A 20,367-nucleotide genomic window follows, 5' to 3' on the forward strand; every position below is an offset into this window, starting at 1 on the left:
CTCCCGACCGATTCCAATGCCGAACCCGCTGCGCTTGTTCGTCCTTCGCGTCCCTGACGACAATGCGTGCGGTTGCGTGGCGGCAGGCGGTGGCCGGGATGGTGCACGCGGCAGGCGCGGCGCGCGCGCCTGGCTCGCATCGTGGTGGTTCGCGGCAGCCGTCGCGCTGACCGTGCTGCTGACGCTGACGGCGCTCCCGGGTAGCGCGCGCGCCGACGTCATCGAAGTCAACGAGGCCCGCATCGAATACCAGGATGGCGGTTTCGACCTCGCCGCAAGCTTCGATTTCGACCTGCCGGCACCGCTCGAGGACGCGCTCAACAAAGGTATCTCGCTCTATTTCGTGGTCGATTTCCAGCTCACGCGCCCGCGCTGGTACTGGTTCGACGAGAAGCCGGTCAATGCCAGCCGCAGCGTGCGGCTGTCCTACCATCCGCTCACACGCCAGTACCGCGTCTCCACCGGCGGGCTGCAACTGCCGTTCACGCGCCTGAAGGGCGCGCTGCAGTTCATCCAGCGCGTGCGCGGCTGGCGCGTATTCGACCGCGGCATGGTCAAGGCCGGCGAAACCTACCAGGCCGAGGCGCGCATGCGACTGGACCTGACCCAGCTGCCCAAGCCATTCCAGATCAACGCCGTGAACACGCGCGAATGGAATCTCGCCTCGGAATGGCGCCGCTTCAGCTTCACCGTACCTACCGAGTATCCGGCGCCGCCGCCCGCGCCGCCGGTGGTGCCAGTGCCGCCACCTGCGCCGGCCCCTGCATCGGCCGCTCCGGCGCCCGTGGCCGGCGAAACGCGCGCGGTGCCGTTCGCGCAGACCGTGTCCACGGCGCTGTCGCCCACCGCCCTGGTGCAGCCGGCCCCGGGCCAGCCATGATCGCCAGCAACAGCCTGTGGGACAGCCGCTTCCGGCGCGTGCTCTATCGCGTGGTGGCGGGCATCATCGTCTTCCTGGCGCTGGTGCTGGTGGCGCTGCTGGCCGGCGCCTCGGCCAACACGGAATTCTTCGACCGCTACTTCACGCTGCTGTTCAAGATCAACCTGGTGATCGGCGTGCTGCTGGTGCTGATCATCGGTGCGCTGGCGCTGACCTTGTGGCTGCGCTATCGCCGCGGCAAGTTCGGCACGCGCCTGATGACCAAGCTCGCCGTGTTCTTCGGCGTGGTGGGCGTGCTGCCGGGCGTGCTGATCTACCTGGTATCGCTGCAGTTCGTCTCGCGCAGCATCGAGTCATGGTTCGACGTGCGCGTGGAGACTGCGCTCGAGGCCGGCCTCAACCTGGGCCGCTCCACCATCGACAGCGCGCTGTCCGACCTGCAGGGCAAGGCCCGGCTGATGGCCGACCAGCTCACCAGTTCGTCCAACGTGGCCACCTCGCTGCAGCTCAACCGGTTGCGCGAGCAATACGGCGTGCAGGAAGCCGCGATCTTCACCGGCAGCGGACGCGTGATCGCCACGGCCTCGAGCAGCTATGCATCGCTGGTGCCGGACCTGCCCTCGGGCGTGCTGGCAGAGCAGGCCCGCCTGGCCGGCGGCTACGCCGCGGTGGAAGGCGGCACCGACCCGGCCGTCGATGGCCATCACCCGCCCGAACGCACCGATGCCAGCCACCTCTACCGCCTGCGCGTGATCGTGCCGCTGGGCCCCGCGCCCACGGCGCAGGCCAGCGCGGCGAGCCCCGCCGGCACCGCCAGCCAGCCGGGCGCCAAGGCGCCGCTGAACCTGGCCAGCCGCTGGGCCGGCTCCGGCCTGTCGGTGGAGCGCCGGCCCGAGGATGCCGCGTCATCGGGCTTCGGCCTGATGGGCGAGACCGTGCGCGAAGAGCGCTACCTGCAAGTCGTGCATCCCGTGCCGACGGCGCTGGCGCGCAATGCCGACGAGGTCCAGCGCGCCTACCAGGAGTACCAGGAGAAGGCGCTCGGGCGCACCGGCCTGCGCAAGATGTATATCGGCACGCTGACGCTCACGCTGTTCCTCGCGGTGTTCATCGCCGTGATGCTGGCGCTGCTGCTCGGTGGCCAGCTGGCGCGGCCGTTGCTGATGCTGCTGCAAGGGACCAAGGAAGTCGCCGAGGGCGACCTCTCGCCCAAGCGCGAGCTCAAGAGCCGCGACGAGCTCGGCATGCTCACGCAGCAGTTCAACATGATGACGCGCCAGTTGTCGGAGGCGCGCATCGCGGTGGAACAGAACCGCAGCGCGCTGGAGAAATCCACCGCCTACCTGGAGAGCGTGCTGCAGAACCTGACCGCCGGCGTGTTCGTATTCGACCGCCGCTTCGTGCTGATCACGGCCAACCCCGGCGCCGAGCGCATCTTCCGCCAGCCCTTTGCCGGCGCGCTGGGCCAGCCCATCGAAGGCATCCCGGTGCTCGGCGCGTTCGGCGACATCGTGCGGCAAGCGTTTTCCGAGCAGAGCACCAGCGAGATGCTGGGCGGCTCGCAGCACTGGCAAAAGCAGATCGAGCTGCCGCAGAGCGACGAAGAACAGGCGCTGACGCTGCTGGTGCGCGGAGCACGGCTGCCGGGTGGCAGTGTCGGCGAGCGCGACGAGCCGGGCTACGTGGTGGTGTTCGACGACATCTCCGATGTGATTTCCGCTCAACGCTCGGTGGCGTGGGGCGAAGTGGCGCGGCGCCTCGCGCACGAGATCAAGAACCCGCTGACCCCGATCCAGCTCTCGGCCGAGCGCCTGCAGATGAAGCTCTCGCCCAAGCTCGAGGGGCCCGATGCCGACGTGCTCAAGCGTGGCGCCACCACCATCGTCAACCAGGTGGCGGCCATGAAGCGCATGGTCGACGACTTCCGCGACTACGCGCGCACGCCGCCGGCGATGTTGCAGTCACTGCAGATCAATGCCCTGGTTGCCGAGGTGCTGCACCTGTACGGCATCGACGACGCCGGCGTGCACGAGCATGCCGTGATTCATCCGGCGCTGGCGGCCGGCCTGCCCGAGATCAAGGGCGATCCGACCCAGTTGCGCCAGGTGATTCACAATCTGCTGCAGAATGCGCAGGACGCGGTGGCGGACAACGTTGCGGCGGCCCGTCCGGCGCCCCGTATCGCTCTGCACACCGAGACTGTAGAATACAAAGATTCTGCCGGCGAAGACCGGCAGGCCGTCAAGCTCACCATTGCGGATAACGGTCCCGGTTTCGCCCCGCGCATCCTCAGCCGCGCGTTCGAACCCTACGTGACCACCAAGGCCAAGGGTACCGGCCTGGGGCTCGCGATGGTGAAGAAGATCATTGACGAACACGGCGCCCGCATCGAACTGCGCAATCGCATGGAGGGCACCGAACTCATCGGGGCGCAGATCTCCATCCTGTTCGTTAAACTGGCATAGTCACAATGTAGCGGCCCCGAACCCGGTGAGCCGCGGTGGGGTCAAGAGGGGAAGTATGGCAACCATCCTCGTAGTCGACGACGAAATGGGTATCCGGGAGTTGCTCTCGGAGATCCTCAGCGACGAAGGCCATGTGGTCGAAGTGGCAGAAAACGCGCAGAAAGCGCGTGAGTACCGTGCCGGCAATACGCCTGACCTGGTGCTGCTTGACATCTGGATGCCCGATACCGACGGCGTCACGCTGCTCAAGGAGTGGTCGGCGCAGGGCCTGCTTTCCATGCCTGTCATCATGATGTCGGGCCATGCCACCATCGATACCGCGGTGGAGGCGACCAAGATCGGTGCGCTCAACTTCCTCGAGAAGCCGATCGCACTGCAGAAGCTGCTGTCCGCCGTCGAGCAGGGGCTCGCACGCGGCGTCGAACGTCCGCGCGCAAGCGCTGGCGCCGGCACCGCACTGCCCACCGCCAGTAACGGCGAAGCCGCACCATTGGTGGCCACGGAGGCCGCTGCCGAGGCAGTCAACGGCAGCCCGCAACGCTTGCCCGAAGCCGAGATGCATTTCTCCTTCGACATGCCCCTGCGCGAAGCACGCGACCTGTTCGAGCGTGCCTATTTCGAGTACCACCTGGTGCGCGAACACGGCAGCATGACCCGCGTCGCCGAGAAAACCGGCCTTGAACGCACCCACCTGTACCGCAAGCTCAAGCAACTCGGCGTGGAACTGGGTCGCAACAAGCCGGAGCCGGCGGAACAGTAAGTTATTTTTCGGGCAGTGCTTGACCGGGCAAAAAAGCACTGCTATTATTTCGCTTCTTTGGCCCGGTAGCTCAGTCGGTAGAGCAGAGGATTGAAAATCCTTGTGTCGGCGGTTCGATTCCGTCCCAGGCCACCAGCATTAATGAGAAAGCCCAAGATCTGAAAAGGTCTTGGGCTTTTTTCATTGGGGCCAGCATATGGCCCGTGCCTTCCCAGGGCATTCGCCGCGCATATCGCCCATGCGCTTGCAATTGCATATGGGCTTCCGTTTCCCGCAGCGCGCCTGCGCGCACGATTGCGTATCGACGTGTCGCGGCGTAGCGTAGCGTGTCGCGACGAAGGCGGCGTATTGCACCGCATTGCACTGTATTGCGACGTAACACGACGTATTGCACTGTCGAGCAGGAGGGCATCACGCGCGCCTGCACAGCGCCTTCGAGCTTGCATCGCACCTTGTCCCCGACGCCCCTTCAGGCACGCCTCGCCATCCTGTGGCGCGGCGCATGCGCGCTTGCATTGTTGCCCCTCACCGCCTAATGTTCATGCACGAATTCCGCCGCGAATTCCTGCTCGAGTGCCGCCGCGTCAGCGATTATCGGCATTGCGTCAATTCCCCTTGAAATCCGCCTTTTGAATTTGATCCTGCGCGCCGAAATTCGTCGTCGCATGGAGTAGATCGGGCATTCCCGATACCTGCGGAAAACCGACCCCTTCCTACATTCGATACCTCCGGTTCATTCATAAGATGCCGGACATGCATTGACGCTCCAGGCGGAAAAACGGAACACTGCGCCCTCTGCCATTCGCGCTGGATTCCTCCGCGCCCCTCCTTTGCAAACCCGATGCACGCTTCCCACGATGTGACCGCGGCCCCGGTCCGCTCCCTTGGCCCGCAAGACGGCAGTCCGCGCGTACCCACGCCTGCGGTCCCGCTCGCCAGGCGCCTGGTGGCGGAGGCATTGGGTACGGCCCTGCTGGTAGCGGTGGTGGTGGGCTCGGGCATTCGCGCGCAGCAGCTGGCGAGCGGCAATGTCGCGTTGGCGCTGCTGGCCAATGCGCTGGCCACGGGTGGCGGGCTGATCGCGCTGCTGCTTGCGCTGGGGCCGGTGTCGGGCGGGCATTTCAACCCGGTGGTGAGCCTGTCGGCGATGCTGCGCGGGGAACTGGCCGCGCGCGATGCATGGCGCTATGCGCTGGTGCAGGTGGGCGGTGCCGTTGGCGGCGTGATGTGTGCGCATGCGATGTTCGGCGAGCCCATGCTGGCCTGGTCGGCGCAAAGCCGTAGCGGCGCATCGATGTGGTGGAGCGAATGCGTTGCCACCTTCGGCCTGATCGGCGTGGCGATGGGCACCGCGCGCAGCCGGCCTGGCGTGGTGCCGTTCGCGGTGGCAGCGTACATCACGGCGGGATACTGGTTCACGGCATCGACCTCGTTCGCCAATCCGGCACTGACCATCGGGTGCGCGCTGACGGCGACCTTCACCGGTATCCGCGCCATCGATGTACCCGGTTTCGTGCTGGCGCAACTGGCCGGCGGGCTGGGGGCCACGCTGGTGTTCCAATGGCTGCTGGGCGTGCCCCGCCGCAGCCTGCCGGGGGCAGGGCGCGGTGCCAGGTGGCGCGCCGGGGCGGCGCCTACCAGCGCCGATTGAGCTGTACGCCGAAGACCGAGCCGGAGTTCTGCGTCGCCCAGGTGTCCGAGGGCGCGGTGAAGGCGATGCCGTCGACATCGCTGGCGCGGCTGTAGGTGTAGAACGCGCGCAGGTTGGCGTTACCGGCAGCCTTGCCGAGCGTGAAGGTCGGCGCCACCGTCAGCGCGGTGCGCTGGCCGCTGGTGCCGAAGCCAGAGGTGATCTGGTCGTGCGCGACCTCGAAGGTGAGCTTGAACTGGTCGCTGGCGATGTAGGCCGGACGCACGCGCGTGGCAGTCCATTGCAGGGTGCCCACCGGCGAGCGGTCGAACTGCATGCTGGATTCCACCGAGCCGGCCAGTCCCAGGCCCGAAGCCCGCTTCCACTCCATCGATTCCGCCACGCGCACGCGCGACAGCGACGGCCCCATGCCGGTATAGCCGGTGAGGGCGTTGCGGCTGCCTTCGCCGAACTGCATGCCGAAGCGGTTGGTGCCTGCCAGCACGCCTTTCTGTTCATGCATGGCGGAAACCCACCATGCGCTGCCGGTCTGCGCTATCAGCGGCTCGGCTTCCACGCGCGTATAGCCCAGCTGCACCGAACCTTTCTCGTTGGTGTTGATGGGCGCGGTGCGCAGCGAATGGTAGCTCGGCAGGTTGGCACCATTGAGATCGTTGCGCGAGGTGTACTGGTAGTTCAGCGCGATATCGCCGAAGCGCGCGTTATCCACGCCGAAACGCATGGCCGGCGAAGTGGGCGGCAGCAGCCCCGACGACATCAGGAAGGACGAATCCTCGCGCCGGCCGGCCCACATGGTGGCGCCGTCGAGCACGGAAAGGCCGCTGACCGCCGTGTAGAACTGCGGCAGCAGCGCATACGGGTCGACCGCGGCGGGGCGGCCATTGACCGAGGTGGCATCCGTGCCCTTGGCCTGCGCCACCAGCTGCACCTGCGCGCCGCCATCGAGCGAGAACAGCGATTCCTTCACCTTGACCTCGCCGGTGCTGCGGCAGGCCAGCCCGCCGATGCCGGCGGACGGCGTGCCGCCGCCCGCGCAGGCGCGCGTGGTGGTCGTGCGGTCATCGTAGGCGGCGCGGCCGCTGTAGCCCAGGCGCCAGACCTGGTCGCCGGCGGGATCGTCGGCCGGCAATCGGGAGGCCAGGGAGAAACCTTCCGCGGCGGGCGCTTCGGGGGCGTCGCCGTCCGGCAGCCTGGGTGGTGTTTCCGCCACGAACTGGCCAAGGCGCTTGGGGAACAGCACCACCGGCGGCGGCGGGGCTATGTAGGGCTGCAGCGGGAATTCGGGATCGGGCGGCCCGGCGAGTTCGGTGCCATCGTCAGACAAGCCGGCATTGACCCAGCTGGCGGGCGCGGGCGGCGGCGGGGCCACTGCCCCGGATGCGGCAGCGCCGGCTGCTGTTTGAGGCTCCGCGCCGGGAGGTGGGGCGGATGTGGCCGGTGTGGCCGGTGTGGCCGGTGTGGCCGGTGCGGCCGGTGCGGCCGGTGCAGCAGGTGCGGCGGCAGGCGCCGGGTCTTGCGCGCCCGCGATCAGTGCTGCCAGCGGATCACTTTCCGCCGCCGCTGGAATCATTGCCAGCGACTGCTTCGCAACGCCGTGCGGCGTCGCCTGCACCGCCGGCGGCGTCACATCCGCGCCGGCAGGCGTCTGCGCGCACGCATTCAAACCCCAGGTGGCCAGGATGGCCAGCACGAGGCAGCGCGGGAGACGATCCGGCGGGAAGCGGGGGACAGGCGAGGCGAACAACATAGGCGATACGGGCAAGGCGTGATTTTTTAACAGTCGAGCAATTGGACAGCAAGCGGGGTTACAAAATCCGCGGCGAAGCGGCCTTCTCACCATACGAAAAACGGGGTCAGGGCTACCGGAAAGCACCTGGGACATCATGTGCGGCCGCAGCATGGCAAATGCTGTCCACCACTCCGCATGTCGTGTTCTCCCGCGGCTCGCTCCTAGCGAAAACCCGGACTTTCCCGGCCCCCCGTGGCGAAAGGGCCACCGCTATAATCAGCGGGCTAGCCCGACGGGTACGGGCCGGCCTCTCGAGCCTGTTACGAAGGCATGCCAGCATACGTCATTGCCATGGCAAGTCTCCGTAACAGGCTCATTGTTGCGCCGCAGCCGTATCCCGGCTCCATGCGCGTCTCGGTACGGGGGCGGAGGTTCGCGCAAGACGCGGGCTGTCCCGGTCCTGCTGCCGCACTACAAAATCGATAAAGAGGAGAAGTAATGGAACGTCGTTCCTTTCTGTTGAAGGCATCGGCCGTGGCGGCCACCGGCGCGCTGGCCGCTTGCGGCAAGGAAGAAAAACCCGCGGCGCCGGCCGCCGCCGTTGCCGGTGCACCGGCCGTGGTGGGCAGCAATCCGGCCGTGGAATGGCGCCTGGCTTCGAGCTTCCCGAAATCACTCGACACCATCTTTAGCGGTGCTGAATTGCTGTCCGCCCGGGTCAAGGAACTGACCGACGGCAAGTTCAACATCAAGGTCTTCGCCGCGGGCGAGATCGTGCCGGGCCTGCAGGTGCTGGATGCCGTGCAGAACAACACGGTGCAGATCGGCCACACGGCCGGCTACTACTACTTCGGCAAGAACCCGACGCTGTGCTTCGACACCACCATCCCGTTCGGCCTGACCGCACGCCAGCAGAACGCCTGGATGCTGCAGGGCAACGGCATGAAGCTGATGCGCGAGTTCTTCAAGGAATACAACGTCATCAACTTCCTGGGCGGCAACACCAATGCCCAGATGGGCGGCTGGTTCCGCAAGGAAATCAAGACCGTGGCGGACCTGCAGGGCCTGAAGTACCGCATCGCCGGTTTTGCCGGCGTGGTGCTGTCGCGCCTGGGCGTGGTGCCGCAGCAGATCGCCGGCGGCGATATCTACCCGGCGCTGGAAAAGGGCACCATCGACGCGGCCGAGTGGGTTGGCCCCTATGACGACGAGAAGCTCGGCTTCTACAAGGTGGCCCCGTACTACTACTACCCGGGCTGGTGGGAAGGCAGCGCGCAGCTGTCGTTCTACGCCTCGGCCACCGAATACGAGAAGCTGCCGTCGCTGTACAAGCGCGCGCTGGAAACGGCCACCATCGAGGCCCACACCACCATGATGGCCAAGTACGACGCGGTCAATCCGCAAGCCCTGGCCCGCCTGCTGGAAAACGGCGTCAAGCTGCGCCCGTTCTCCAAGGAAATCATGGAAGCCTGCTTCAAGGCTACCCAGGAAGCCTACGCCGAAGAGACCGCCAAGAACCCGTCGTTCAAGAAGATCTACGACGACTGGCGCGTGTTCCGCAACAACGAGGCCGCATGGTTCAACGTGGCCGAGCAGGCGTTTTCGCAGTTCAGCTTCGCGCGCAAACTCTAGGCATGCGCACGAGGGAGGCGGGCCTCGGCCCGCACCCTTGCCAGCCGCCTGCAAGCCCGTGCCCAGCGCGGGCTTTTTTACGCCGGTAGAATCGCCCGATTCTTTGGGACTTCTCATGCAAATCGGCATTCTCTACGCGCTGCTGGCCTACATCATCTGGGGCCTGCTGCCGCTCTATATCAAATCCCTGCACGGCATCGCGCCGATGGAGATCCTGCTGCACCGGATGGTGTGGTCGCTGGTCTTCCTGGGCCTGGTGCTGGCCTGGCGCCGCCATTGGGGCTGGCTGCGCGGCGTGTGGTCAAACCCGCGCCTGCTGGCCGGCTTCGTGGCCAGCGCGCTGCTACTGAGCGGCAACTGGTTCCTCTACATCTGGTCGGTCTCCAACGGGCGGGTGGTTGACGCCAGCCTGGGCTACTTCATCAATCCGCTGTTCAATGTGCTGCTGGGCGTGCTGTTCCTGCACGAGCGGCTGCGGCCCGTCCAGTGGCTCTCGATCGCCATCGCGGCGGCCGGCGTGCTGTGGCTGACCGTGGCCGCCGGGCAGCTGCCCTGGATCGCCCTGGCGCTTGCCGGCACCTTCGGCGGCTACGGGCTGCTGCGCAAGACCGCGACGCTGGGCGCGCTCGAAGGCCTCTCGCTCGAGACACTGTTGCTGTTCCCGCTGGCGGCCACCTCGCTGGCCTACCTGTTTGTCAGCGGGCAGGCCGGCTTCAGCCATGCCGCGGGCGGCGTGCAACTGCTGGCGCTGCTGGCCGGCCCGGTGACCGCGGTGCCGCTGCTGCTGTTCGCCGCCGGCGCCCGGCGCATCCCGCTTTCCCTGCTCGGGCTGCTGCAATACACCGGCCCGACGCTGCAACTGTTGCTGGGAGTGTGGTTGTGGCACGAGCCGTTCCCGGCCAGCAAGCAGGCCGGCTATGCGCTGATCTGGATCTCGCTGGCGGTCTATGCGGTGGAGGGCATCCTCGCGGGCAGGCGCCGGGTTGCCGCCGTGGCGGGAAGCTGAAGGGCAGGGCGCGTTCTGCGCGCCCCGGCAATGATTCGCGCTATCAATGAATCAGGCGATCAGAATTGATCAATTATTTGTCGCGGCGATGCTTTTGGCGTATTCCGCGATAGGTCGATGAGGCGAAAGGCCGTATCCAGTTCGATTCACTGCCCATTTCATTCGCCGCATTTATCAAGCAGCTCGTCTATTCAATCATGTCATTCTTGGTGGGAATGACATGCAACCCTACCCCGCCGGATAGAGCCCCTTGACCTGCGCATGGAGCCGCACCAGGCCAAGCAGCGCATCGATATTCGGCGTGGCGATGCCGACATGCCCGGCAATCTCGCACACGGAGGCCACCAGCGCGTCGATCTCCAGCGGACGCCCGGCCTCGGCATCCTGCAGCATCGACGTCTTGAAGGCGCCCAGCTTGCGCGTGACCTGGCTGCGCTCTTCCCCGCTCTGGGCGATCGGACAGCCGATGGCGGCGCCCACGCGGCCGGCTTCCTCCATCACGGCCAGGCAAAATCGATTGACCAGCGGATCGTCGAGAATGCGGTCGCACGTGGCCCCGGTCAGCACGGACACCGGGTTCATCGTCATATTGCCCCACAGCTTGAACCAGATGTCCTGCTGGATGGCGGCGCTACGCTCCACTTCCAGGCCGCCGCGCATGAGCACGTCCGCGAGCATCTCCAGCCGCGCGCCGGCCGGGCTGGTTGCGCCGCCCGCGGCACCGAGGATCAGCCGCGCGCCAAAACCATGGCGGACCGTGGCCGGCGCCGGCGAGGACGCAGTGAGGTGCACCACGCAGCCGATCACCTGCGCCGCCGGGATGGCGCGCGCGATGACGCCGCCCGGGTCCACCGCATGCAGGGACAAGCCCGAGAACTGGCCCGGCCGCTCGAAGAACCACCACGGCACGCCGTTCATCGCCGTCACCACCACCGTGCCCGGGCCGATCAGCGGCCCGATGGTCTGGGCCAGCGCTGGCAGCGCGGGTGCCTTGACCGCCAGGATGACCACATCCTGCGTACCGAGTGCTGCGGAATCGCCCTCGGCGCGCACGCGGAAAGTATCCGTGCGCTCGCCCTCGATCAGCGTCAGGCCCCGTTCGCGCAATGTGGCCAGCGTCTGGCCGCGCGCCAGCACATGAATGGGCTGGCCGGAGCGGGCCAGCCTGGCGCCGATAAAGCCGCCAACGGCGCCGGCGCCGACGATGCAGATGGAAGTCATGGCTGTGTTGCCTCTCTGGTGATTGCCAGAATCATTCTCGGGAAGAATGAACGCAAACTAAGATTGATAAGACACATCGATACGGTCGATTTCCCGCGTCAGCGCGGCGAAAACATCCTCGCCGGCGCCGAACGCGGGATTGAACTGGAGCGAATCGCGCGTGCACTTGCGCTGGATCTCCTCCGGCACCGCCAGCGCATCGCCCATGGCCAGCGTGGCCATCTGGATCTCGCAGGCGCGGTTGAGCAGCCATAGCGTGGAGAAGGTACGTGCGATGCTGTCGCCCCACGCCAGCAGCCCGTGGTTGCGCAGGATCACGGCCGGCCTGTCACCGATATTGCGCACCAGGCGCGGCCCTTCGTCCTCATGCACGGTGATGCCTTCAAAGGGATGGTAGGCGACCTTGCCGAACAGCTGGGCGGCGTAGAAGTTGCTCATCGACAGGCCCTGCGCCGAGCAGGCCACTGCCATGCCGGCCGTGGTGTGGGTGTGCATCACGCAATGCGCACCCTCGATGCCGGCGTGGATGGCCGCGTGCACGGTAAAGCCCGCCGGATTGACCGGCCACGCGCTCTCGCCGACCACCTGGCCGTCCAGGCCGATCTTGACCAGGTTGGAGGCAGTCACCTCCGCATAGCGCAGCCCGAAGGGATTGATCAGGAAATGCGGCCTGGCCGGATCGCCGCCCGCCTCGGGCGGCAGGCGCAGCGTGATGTGGTTGTAGATCAATTCGGTCCAGCCGAGCCGGTCGAAGATGCGGTAGCAGGCGGCCAGCTTGACGCGGGCCTCCCATTCCATGGGATGAATGTTGGCGACAGCCATGCAGGTCTCCTCTGCGTGTCGTGCGGCGTCGATGCGCGCGCTTGCCCGGTACTGCCAGGGTGGGGTCGGGTCGCGGCACCCTGGTTGCCGGCCCGATTAATTACCATGTTAATGATTTTGCGGGGCCGGTCAAGCAGGGCTTACGGCAGGGTATTGCGCATGATCAGCACCCACGGCATGTGCGAATTGGTGGCGCTGTCGATCATGCCGGAGTCGCCCAGCTCGATCAGCTCCATCGAAACCGATTGCTGCACGTTGCCGCCGATGGCCTTGACCAGGCGCGCGGCCGGATCTACCTCCACGACGATATCGCAATGCATCGGCGTGGTGCCGAAGCCGATATCCGCGGCACTGGCCAGGTATTTGTCGGCTCCGCGTCCTGCGCAGATCACATCGCCCGGCCGGGGCATGGCGGGCACCGGTTCGATGCGGAAGGCCGGCGCGGGCAGGATGCCGTCGCGCGCATCCACCACGTACATCGAATGCGAATCGCCGGTGAGGAACTGGCGCTCGTCCAGGCCCGCCTTGCGCATCACCCACGAGATGAAGACCGCCGACCAGGCCCAGCTTCCCTGCGTGATCTGCCGGCACGTGACCGCCTTGCCGACGATGCCCCAGTAGCGCTGCGCCAGCTTGCAGCCCTGCGCGGTGGCCTCCATGCCGGTGCCGTCGGGAAAACGCAGGCAGCTCGGCCCGCCGCTGTCGTCTTCGTCGCGGTCATCCTCACGGTCGGCCGAACGGCTCGCCATGTCGGGGGCATCCGTACCCGCCGCTGCGTCTGCCGGCGGGGCGGGCATGCCGGGCACTACCGGCGCCGGAAGAGGGCTGTCGGCCACGCAGGATGTGTCGTCGCGGCCCAGCCGCACGGTCTGGCCACCCCAGCGCTGCCACTCCTGCCAGGCGATCTCGACGATGCGCTGGCGCTGGCTGGCGCCGGGCGTGGTAGACGGCCGTTCGGTGTCGGGCAACGGCACCGCCTGCGGGCGGGCCGGCTGCGATGGCGTGGTGCAACCGCCGAGCAGCGCGAGTGTCACCAGCACGCTCAGTCCAAGCCGGCGCGCCTGTGGAAAATTTTGTGGGAAACGCTGTGAATAAAACTGTGGAAATCTGCCTGGCGGCGATCTGGGTTCCATGCGGGTCCCTACACGGCAGGACGCCCTAGGCCCTTGTATTTATTGAGGGAAGGCGCCGATAGGACACCATCTTACCGGGCTGGAGGAAGGGTGCGGCGTATACCGCGAAGCGTCAGGATAACCAGTGCGCCGATATTGTGGATAACGCCCCCCGCCTGGCGCTCGCCCGCGCCAGGCGGCAGCTGGCGGCGACACGGCGGGGTTGTTCCTGCGAGGCCGGCACGAGGGCTGCCTGCGGGACATTGATGCTCACTGGTTCACAGCATCCTTGAACTTCTGGCCGGCCTTGAACTTGACAGTCTTGGCGGCTTCGACCTTGATTTCTTCGCCGGTGCGCGGGTTGCGCGCCATGCGTTCGCCGCGTTCACCCTGGCTGAAGGTGCCAAAGCCGATCAGGCTCAGCGTGTCGCCCTTGGCGACGGCGTCCATGATGGCGCCCAGCGTCACATTCAACGCTTGTTCAGCCTTGGCCTTGGTCAGGCCGTCCACGCCGGCCGCGATGGCGTCGATCAGTTCGGTTTTCGTCATGCTTCACTCCGTCTCGAGTTGATAAAACAGGGACGCCCGACCGGACCGGCACGCTGGGCGCCGGCCCTGGCAAAGGCGCCGCGGGCCACATCATACCGTGTCGGGCAAGGCTGACCGGGAACAGATTGTTACAGCGTATCCCGCGCCAGGCCGCGCCGGCTGGGGCTTTGAAGGCAACGGCCGGGCTCCGGAATGACCACGACGGACCGGGAGAACGCCCCAGGCGAAGCACGGCTGCGAGGCGTCCCGCAGGGCATACGGAAGGAAAAAACGGCGTCAGGGGCCTCCTGAACGCTCGCAGAGCCCCTCAGGCGCCCCCCATCACCATCGAGACGCGTATACGGCCCCCAGGCCCGCCCAGGCCTCTCCGGAGCGCCTGGGACCCGCATAGCGTGCCTGGCGCGCTGCAAGGGCGGCCTGGCCGGCCGGACTCCGTCTGGCTAGGGAAAGGATGCCGATCGCACCGTTCTGCCGGCGGGGCGCCGAAACCGCGATGGCCGGCGACCCGGCGGGGCGGCCTGCACTATCGTGCATGGTGAAAACAGTCATATTCGCGCCGCGAATGCCAGCCTTGGGTGCCGCCCTGCGGCTGCACCTGCACCTGCGTATCCCCGGCCATCTTCGGGTGCGTATACGTGGCGCCAGCGTCCCGGGCTCGGCCCTTTGTTGGCGGCGTATACATCGCGAGCGTATACGCCGCAGCCGTCAATCACAGGCTGCTCAAAAAAGAAGCCATGTGAAAAGCGGCTTCCGGTTCATTTGGTTTTCCTGCCAGCCCTGTCTGTTCCCGGCGGCCGGACGCAGTCCTTTCTGTTTACATCTTTCTTTCATGTATACAGATAGTAGTAGTAGGTAAACGTCGCGCCTTTCTGTGGATAACACCGTTAACGTCATGTAAATCAACGGTTTACAGAAAGTAGAAGTGCTGGAACGCCATGTTGGCCGGCGTGGATGACTCCGCCTTCCGGCCGAGGCGGTAAACGCAAGCCTCCGACTTATGCCTGATGCGTCCCCATCTCAACCCCAGGCAGCCCACATGAATCACGCGTTCTTATCCACAGATTTTTGCGGGCTTATCCACATGCCTTGTTGACCTTGGGCGCCCGTTTACGTCGTCGGCGGCGCGGTGGTTTCCCCGTGCGCAGGCGCGGGTCGGGCTGACGTATACGTCAGCCTTGGCCTGACGCCATTCCGTATACCTGGCCGACCCGGGTATACGGCGGTGTCGCATGGCGCTGCCGTATACCGACATTTGCCGTGGAAGGGGATGCCGCCGCCATGGGGCGCAGGTATCATCGCCAGCGCGCAGCCACGTGGGGTGGCAGGCCGGCGGATCACTTTGGGATGGCAAATGGTGGAACAGGTGAAGCGGAGCGGTGCGGAGCTGCAAAGCGGGGACGCAAGGCAGGGTACGGAAGGAACGGCTGACGCGGCGGCAGCCGGGAAGGAAGCCGGGCAAGGCAAGAAGAAGGCAAAGGCCGGCAAGCGCAAGACCGCTTCCGACCGCGTCGAAGTGCGCCGCTCAGGCGTGCACGGCAAGGGCGTCTATGCGATTGCGCCGATCGCCGAGGGCGAACGCGTCATCGAGTACAAGGGCGAGCATATTTCGTGGAAGGAAGCGCTCGAGCGCCATCCGCACGATCCGGACGATCCCAACCACACCTTCTATTTCAGCCTGGAAGACGGCGACGTGATCGACGCCAAGTTCGGCGGTAACCGCGCGCGCTGGATCAACCATGCCTGCGAGCCCAACTGCGAGGCGCGCGAGAAGAAGGGCCGCGTGTTCGTCCACGCGCTGCGCGACATCGCCGCCGGCGAAGAGTTGTTCTATGACTACGGCCTGGTGATCGACGCGCGCTACACCAAGAAGCTCAAGAAGGAATTCGAGTGCCGCTGCGGCAGCCCGCAATGCCGCGGCACCATGCTGGCGCCGAAGGAAAAGAAGAAGCGCTAGGCCTCAGGGCCGGGCAGGGCACGGCAGCCTCATGCGGTGCCGGCCGCCTCGCACGGAATGCGGATGACGAACCGCATTCCGCGCGTCTCGGCGCCGGGGGTGGCGGGCGGCACATCCTCGATGCGGATGGTGCCGTGATGCAAGCCGATGATCTCGTGCACGATGGCCAGGCCCAGGCCGGCACCGCCGGGCGCTTGCGCCGGCGCGTTGCCCTCGGGCGTGTGGTCGCCGCGGAAGAAGCGCTTGAAGACTTCCTCGCGGCGTGCCAGGGCGATGCCGGGGCCGTTGTCTTCCACCATCACCACCGCCATGCCGCGATGGCCTAGTGCCTCGCCGCCGGCGCGCACGGTGATGCGCCCGCCCGACGGCACGTACTTGACGGCATTGTCGATCAGGTTGCTGAGCGCTTCGCGCATCAGGAGGCGGTTGCCGCGCACCGTGGATGGCGCCGCGCCGGTGAAGGTGGGGCCGGGCAGGGTCTCGAAGCCCAGGTCGATCTGGCGCGAGAGCGCCTGCGGCACCCACTCGGCGCCGGTCTCGAAGGCGAGCGAGGCCAGGTCGAAATGCTCGATCGGCCCGAGCCGCTCCAGCGACAGCCCCGGCTCCGCGCGCGCCAGCGAGAGCAGCTGGTTCGACAACCGCACGGCGCGGTCGGCCGCCGCCTGCAGCTCGCGCAGCGCGTGGCCGGTTACCTCCGGATCGTCCGATTGCACGGCGCGGTCGGCGTGCAGCTTGACCGCCGTGAGCGGCGTGCGCAACTGGTGCGCGGCGTCGGCGATGAACTTGCGCTGCGCGTCCAGCGCATCACGCAGCCTGGCCAGCAGCGCATTGAGCGCGCGGATCAGCGGCTCCACTTCGGCCGGCACCTGGGTTTCATCGAGCGGCGCCAGCGACCGCGCGGTCTGCCGGTTGAGCTTGTCGGTCAGGATCTGCAGCGGCACCAGCTCTTCCTTGAGCACGTGCGAGAGGATCAGGCTGCCCACCACCAGCAGCAGGATCAGCGGCACCGACACCGAGAGCAGGATCTCGTTGGCGGCGGTCTCGCGCCGGTCCAGCAGTTCGGCCACTTCCACCACCACCGGTCCGCGCGGCACGCGCCCGGCCTCGCTGGTGGCCAGCTCGTCCGATGCCGGGCTGGGCAGGTTGACCGGCAGGCGCACCGCACGCACCTGGCGCCCGCTGAACCACGCATAGAACAGGCGCGCATCGTGCAGCGAGGTCTGGCCGGTGCCGTAGCCCAGCCAGGTGTCCATGCCGCCGATCAGGCCATCGGGACCATGGATGCGCCAGTAGATGCGATCAGTGCCTTCGGCCTCGACCAGCGTCTGCGCGATCATGGGGATGTCCTGCTCGAGCCGCGGGCCGGCAATCCGGATCTGCTGGGCGATATTGTTGGCCACCCCGTACAGCGCGCGGTCGAACACCTGCGTGGTGTAGTGGGCCGCCAGCCAGTAGGACAGCGAGCCGCTGGTCAGCACCAGCGCGAACAGCGGCGTGGCCAGCGCGCGCAGCAGGTGCACGCGCAGGCTTTGCGTGGACGCGGCGCGCGCGGCCGGGCCGGGAGCGCGCTCTGTGGCTTTGGTGGCAGCGCCGGTGGCCTGCGGCGGCTTGGGGGGGCGTGGACGCGGCCACATGGCGGGCTTGCTCGCGCTGCGCAGCGTCAGGCGCTGGCGCGGATCTGCAGCAGGTAGCCGAAGCCGCGCACGGTGACGATCTCCACGTCGCTTTCCTCCAGCTTCTTGCGCACGCGGTGCACATAGACTTCGATGGCGGTGTCGCCGACAGTGTCGCCGCCTTCGCCGGCCGGATGCGCGAACGTGGCAAGGTGGTCCTGCAGCTGTGCCTTGCTGACCACACGGCCCTGCCGCTGCAGCAGCAACTCCAGCACGGCGAACTCGCGCGGCGACAGTTCCAGCGGCTTGCCGTCGATGAACATGCGGCGGTCATTGCCCGACAGGCGCAGCCGGCCCAGGCGCACGTCGCGCTCGGGAGCGGCCTCGCCGTGCTGGCTGCGCCGCAGCAGCACGCGCACGCGCGCTTCCAGCTCAGGCAGCGCGAAGGGCTTGACTAGGTAATCGTCGGCGCCCGCGTTCAGCCCGGAGAGCTTGTCTTCGAGTTCGTCGCGCGCAGTGAGGATGATGACCGGCGTGGTGCGGTTGCGGGCGCGGTAGCGCGCCAGCAGCGTCATGCCGTCGATGCCGGGCAGTCCGAGGTCGAGGATGACCAGGTCGTGCTGTTCGCGCAGCAGGTGCTCGGTGGCGTAGACGCCATCGTGCACCACGCGCACCTGATGGCCGGCCTGGGACAGGCCGGCTTCGACGCCACTGGCGATCTGGCGATCGTCCTCGATCAGAAGGATACGCATGGCTGCAGGGAGGGTCCGGGAGAGAAGCAGGAGCCGCCAATTGTACAGGCGGCGACCGACACCGACCTTTCGGTTTCCCTACAGTCCGCCCCTCATTTCTTGCCCAGCGAGGCCGCCGCGCGCTCGATGAATCCGGCCAGGTCGATGTCGCGCTGGGTCAGGCCATTGGCATCATGGGTCGACAGCGTGATATCGACGCGGTTGTAGACGTTGAACCATTCGGGGTGATGGTCTGCCTTTTCCGCGGCCAGCGCGACGCGCGTCATGAAGGCGAAGGCGGCGTTGAAATCGGCAAAGGTGAAACGCTTGTGGATCGCGTCGCGGTCCTCGACGGCTTGCCAGCCGGGCAGGCTGGCAAGCAGCGGTGCGCGTTGTTCCTGGGTGAGGGGCACGAGGGACATGATGGGGGCTAGATGGTATGGAGGAAAAGAAGCTGAGCGGAATACCGGCCCGCCCGCCGCGCTGTCCGGCCTGGTTGCGGCGGGCGGCGCGGCGGGCATGCAGCCATTGTTCCACAAAGTGTCCGGGCGGGCGCGCGCCGGTGAAAACGCAGGGAGCGCAACAAGCGCCGCGCGCTCAGACGTCGTCGCTGTCGGCCCAGCCTTCGCGGGTGCCGCGGTTGAGCACGAGGTCGCCGGGGACCACGTCGCCGGCGCCAAGCGTCGGCAGCGCGCGCAGGGATTCGTAGAGCGGCGCGAAGTCCGGCCGCGTGGCGTCGAACAGCTGTTCGAAGCTGTCGATCACGAAATAGGTCTTCTGGAAGGTGTCGATGCGGTAGCGCGTGCGCATGATGCGGCGCACATCGAAGCCGACGCGGTTGGGGCTGGCCGAATCCAGGCTGTAGATCGATTCGCCCTGGCTCGACAGGATGCCCGCGCCGTAGATGCGCAGCCCGGCCGGCGTGCGGATCAGGCCGAATTCCACCGTGTACCAGTACAGCCGGGCCAGCATGTCCAGCGCGTCGAGCGACGCGGCCTTGAGACCGCCCTTGCCGTAGGCCTCCATGTAATTGGCGAAGACCGGGTTGATCAGCAGCGGCACGTGGCCGAACACATCGTGGAAGCAGTCCGGCTCCTGCAGGTAGTCGAGCTGTTCTGGCTTGCGCATCCACCAGCTGGCCGGAAAGCGGCGGTTGGCCAGGTGCTCGAAGAACACCGCGTCGGGCACCAGGCCGGGCACGGCCACGACCTGCCAGCCGGTGGCGCGCATCAGGGTTTCATTGAGCTGCGCGAAGCTGGGCACGCGGTCGCGTTCCATGCCCAGCGTGGACAGGCCCTGCAGGAATTCGTCGCAGACGCGCCCGCGCAGCATCGAGGCCTGGCGCTCGTACAGCTTGCGCCATACCGCGTGGTCCGTGTCGGTATAGCGCTCCAGCGGCTGCTCGATGGTGAAATCGTCGCGCAGCGTCTGGCCCGACAGCAGGCCGGCGTCGAACTGCTCCCTGAGCTTGTCGGTCAGCGTGCCGGCAAAGCCGGGTTGCGCGTCGGACTGGCTATCGCGTGGCTGGCGGCTTGCGGTGGCTTCCATCATGTCGTATCTCCTGCAGATTTGCCGCACAGTTTAGCCAGGAGATGCCGCAGATGGTCCGCAAAATGGGCCTGTTTTCGTCTGATGGCGCGCGGAACACGCAGAATTTTGGTATTGTTTGCGGGAAATATGCGCGTGTGCATTGCCAGCCCCGTCTGCCCCGCGCCGCTCATGACAAGTCACGCTTCCCGGGCGAACCCATCATGCTCAATCTAGACCCCTTCGACCTGGCACTGCTGGCGGCCCTGCAGACCGACGGCCGCTCCACCCACCAGCAACTCGCCGAACGCATCCACCTGTCGCCCAGCCAGATCGGGCGGCGCCTGGCGCGGCTGGAAGCCGACGGCGTCATCACCGGCTACCGCGTAGTGCTGTCGCCGCCGCTGCTCGGGCTTGGCGTGCAGGTCTTCACCAGCGTCAAGCTGGCGCATCACGGCGACACCATCATCGAGCGCTTCCGCGAAGACATCCTGTTGCTCGAGGAAGTGCAGGAGTGTTACTCGGTGGCGGGCGAGGCGGACTACCTGCTGCGCATCATGGTGCCGGACCTGCCCACGCTGGCCGAATTCACCATGAAGAAGCTCATGCGCGTGCCGGGCGTGGAGAGCGTGCGCTCCAACATCGTGCTGACCGCGCTCAAGCGCGACGGGCCGCTGCCGCTGTCGCACCTGCGCTAGCGCGGCGCGCTGTCGCG

General features: G+C 66.8%; 17 protein-coding genes and 1 tRNA gene. 9 read left to right on the forward strand and 9 right to left on the reverse strand.

Annotation, left to right across the window (positions count from 1 at the left end; all coding sequences use genetic code 11):
• Window positions 1–16 precede the first annotated feature (16 nt).
• The 5 genes from AC1DKV_RS22315 to AC1DKV_RS22335 all read left to right on the forward strand — a co-directional run bounded on the left by AC1DKV_RS22315 (window position 17) and on the right by AC1DKV_RS22335 (window position 5,756).
• Window positions 17–880: a DUF4390 domain-containing protein gene (locus AC1DKV_RS22315; protein WP_441612840.1), complete on the forward strand. Its 864-nt coding sequence runs from the start codon at window positions 17–19 to the stop codon at window positions 878–880.
• Entirely contained in the window at window positions 877–3,345 is a 2,469-nt protein-coding gene (locus AC1DKV_RS22320; RefSeq protein ID WP_441612841.1) for a sensor histidine kinase, read from the forward strand. Before AC1DKV_RS22315 ends, AC1DKV_RS22320 begins: the two co-directional genes overlap by 4 nt.
• Window positions 3,346–3,400: 55 nt before the next feature.
• Entirely contained in the window at window positions 3,401–4,105 is a 705-nt protein-coding gene (locus AC1DKV_RS22325) for a response regulator (protein WP_441612842.1), read from the forward strand.
• A gap of 59 nt (window positions 4,106–4,164) precedes the next feature.
• A tRNA-Phe gene (locus AC1DKV_RS22330) sits at window positions 4,165–4,240 on the forward strand.
• 706 nt (window positions 4,241–4,946) lie between these two features.
• Complete coding sequence (locus AC1DKV_RS22335) at window positions 4,947–5,756, forward strand: aquaporin (protein WP_441612843.1); 810 nt, start codon at window positions 4,947–4,949, stop codon at window positions 5,754–5,756.
• On the opposite strand, the gene AC1DKV_RS22340 is transcribed toward AC1DKV_RS22335, so the two are convergent.
• Window positions 5,740–7,503 (reverse strand): carbohydrate porin, encoded by a 1,764-nt coding sequence (locus AC1DKV_RS22340; RefSeq protein WP_441612844.1) that lies wholly within the window; start codon window positions 7,501–7,503, stop codon window positions 5,740–5,742. The two genes, AC1DKV_RS22335 and AC1DKV_RS22340, sit on opposite strands and share 17 nt — an antisense overlap.
• Window positions 7,504–7,983: 480 nt before the next feature.
• Between AC1DKV_RS22340 and AC1DKV_RS22345 the strand changes: the two genes are divergently transcribed.
• Complete coding sequence (locus AC1DKV_RS22345) at window positions 7,984–9,117, forward strand: TRAP transporter substrate-binding protein (protein ID WP_441612845.1); 1,134 nt, start codon at window positions 7,984–7,986, stop codon at window positions 9,115–9,117.
• A 115-nt stretch (window positions 9,118–9,232) separates the two neighbouring features.
• Window positions 9,233–10,123, forward strand: a complete 891-nt coding sequence (gene rarD, locus AC1DKV_RS22350; protein ID WP_441612846.1) for an EamA family transporter RarD — start codon at window positions 9,233–9,235, stop codon at window positions 10,121–10,123.
• 228 nt (window positions 10,124–10,351) lie between these two features.
• Here the strand turns inward: rarD and AC1DKV_RS22355 are convergent, their stop codons facing one another.
• The 4 genes from AC1DKV_RS22355 to AC1DKV_RS22370 all read right to left on the reverse strand — a co-directional run bounded on the left by AC1DKV_RS22355 (window position 10,352) and on the right by AC1DKV_RS22370 (window position 13,827).
• Window positions 10,352–11,344: a 2-dehydropantoate 2-reductase gene (locus tag AC1DKV_RS22355; RefSeq protein WP_441612847.1), complete on the reverse strand. Its 993-nt coding sequence runs from the start codon at window positions 11,342–11,344 to the stop codon at window positions 10,352–10,354.
• 57 nt (window positions 11,345–11,401) lie between these two features.
• Window positions 11,402–12,199 carry a class II aldolase/adducin family protein gene (locus AC1DKV_RS22360; RefSeq protein ID WP_441613047.1) on the reverse strand — a complete coding sequence of 266 codons (798 nt, stop codon included), beginning with the start codon at window positions 12,197–12,199 and terminating at the stop codon, window positions 11,402–11,404.
• A 107-nt stretch (window positions 12,200–12,306) separates the two neighbouring features.
• A complete protein-coding gene (locus AC1DKV_RS22365; protein WP_441612848.1) occupies window positions 12,307–13,299 on the reverse strand; it encodes a DUF2272 domain-containing protein in 993 nt (330 codons plus the stop codon).
• A 249-nt stretch (window positions 13,300–13,548) separates the two neighbouring features.
• Entirely contained in the window at window positions 13,549–13,827 is a 279-nt protein-coding gene (locus AC1DKV_RS22370; RefSeq protein WP_017227089.1) for an HU family DNA-binding protein, read from the reverse strand.
• A gap of 1,351 nt (window positions 13,828–15,178) precedes the next feature.
• On the opposite strand from AC1DKV_RS22370, the gene AC1DKV_RS22375 reads away from it, so the two are divergent.
• Window positions 15,179–15,781 (forward strand): SET domain-containing protein, encoded by a 603-nt coding sequence (locus AC1DKV_RS22375; protein ID WP_441612849.1) that lies wholly within the window; start codon window positions 15,179–15,181, stop codon window positions 15,779–15,781.
• Window positions 15,782–15,810: 29 nt separating this feature from the next.
• Here AC1DKV_RS22375 and AC1DKV_RS22380 read toward each other — a convergent pair whose 3' ends face one another.
• From AC1DKV_RS22380 to phhA, 4 genes are all read right to left on the reverse strand, one after another.
• The gene (locus tag AC1DKV_RS22380; RefSeq protein WP_441612850.1) at window positions 15,811–17,415 is read right to left on the reverse strand and encodes a sensor histidine kinase; all 1,605 of its coding nucleotides are present in this window, start codon (window positions 17,413–17,415) and stop codon (window positions 15,811–15,813) included.
• Window positions 17,416–17,441: 26 nt separating this feature from the next.
• A complete protein-coding gene (locus tag AC1DKV_RS22385; protein WP_441612851.1) occupies window positions 17,442–18,146 on the reverse strand; it encodes a response regulator transcription factor in 705 nt (234 codons plus the stop codon).
• A gap of 92 nt (window positions 18,147–18,238) precedes the next feature.
• Entirely contained in the window at window positions 18,239–18,547 is a 309-nt protein-coding gene (locus tag AC1DKV_RS22390) for a 4a-hydroxytetrahydrobiopterin dehydratase (protein WP_441612852.1), read from the reverse strand.
• A gap of 175 nt (window positions 18,548–18,722) precedes the next feature.
• Entirely contained in the window at window positions 18,723–19,673 is a 951-nt protein-coding gene (gene phhA / locus AC1DKV_RS22395) for a phenylalanine 4-monooxygenase (protein WP_441613048.1), read from the reverse strand.
• A 203-nt stretch (window positions 19,674–19,876) separates the two neighbouring features.
• Between phhA and AC1DKV_RS22400 the strand changes: the two genes are divergently transcribed.
• Entirely contained in the window at window positions 19,877–20,350 is a 474-nt protein-coding gene (locus tag AC1DKV_RS22400; protein ID WP_441612853.1) for an Lrp/AsnC family transcriptional regulator, read from the forward strand.
• Window positions 20,351–20,367: the final 17 nt, after the last annotated feature.

The sequence above is a fragment of the Cupriavidus sp. 05T41 genome, from assembly GCF_056396525.1.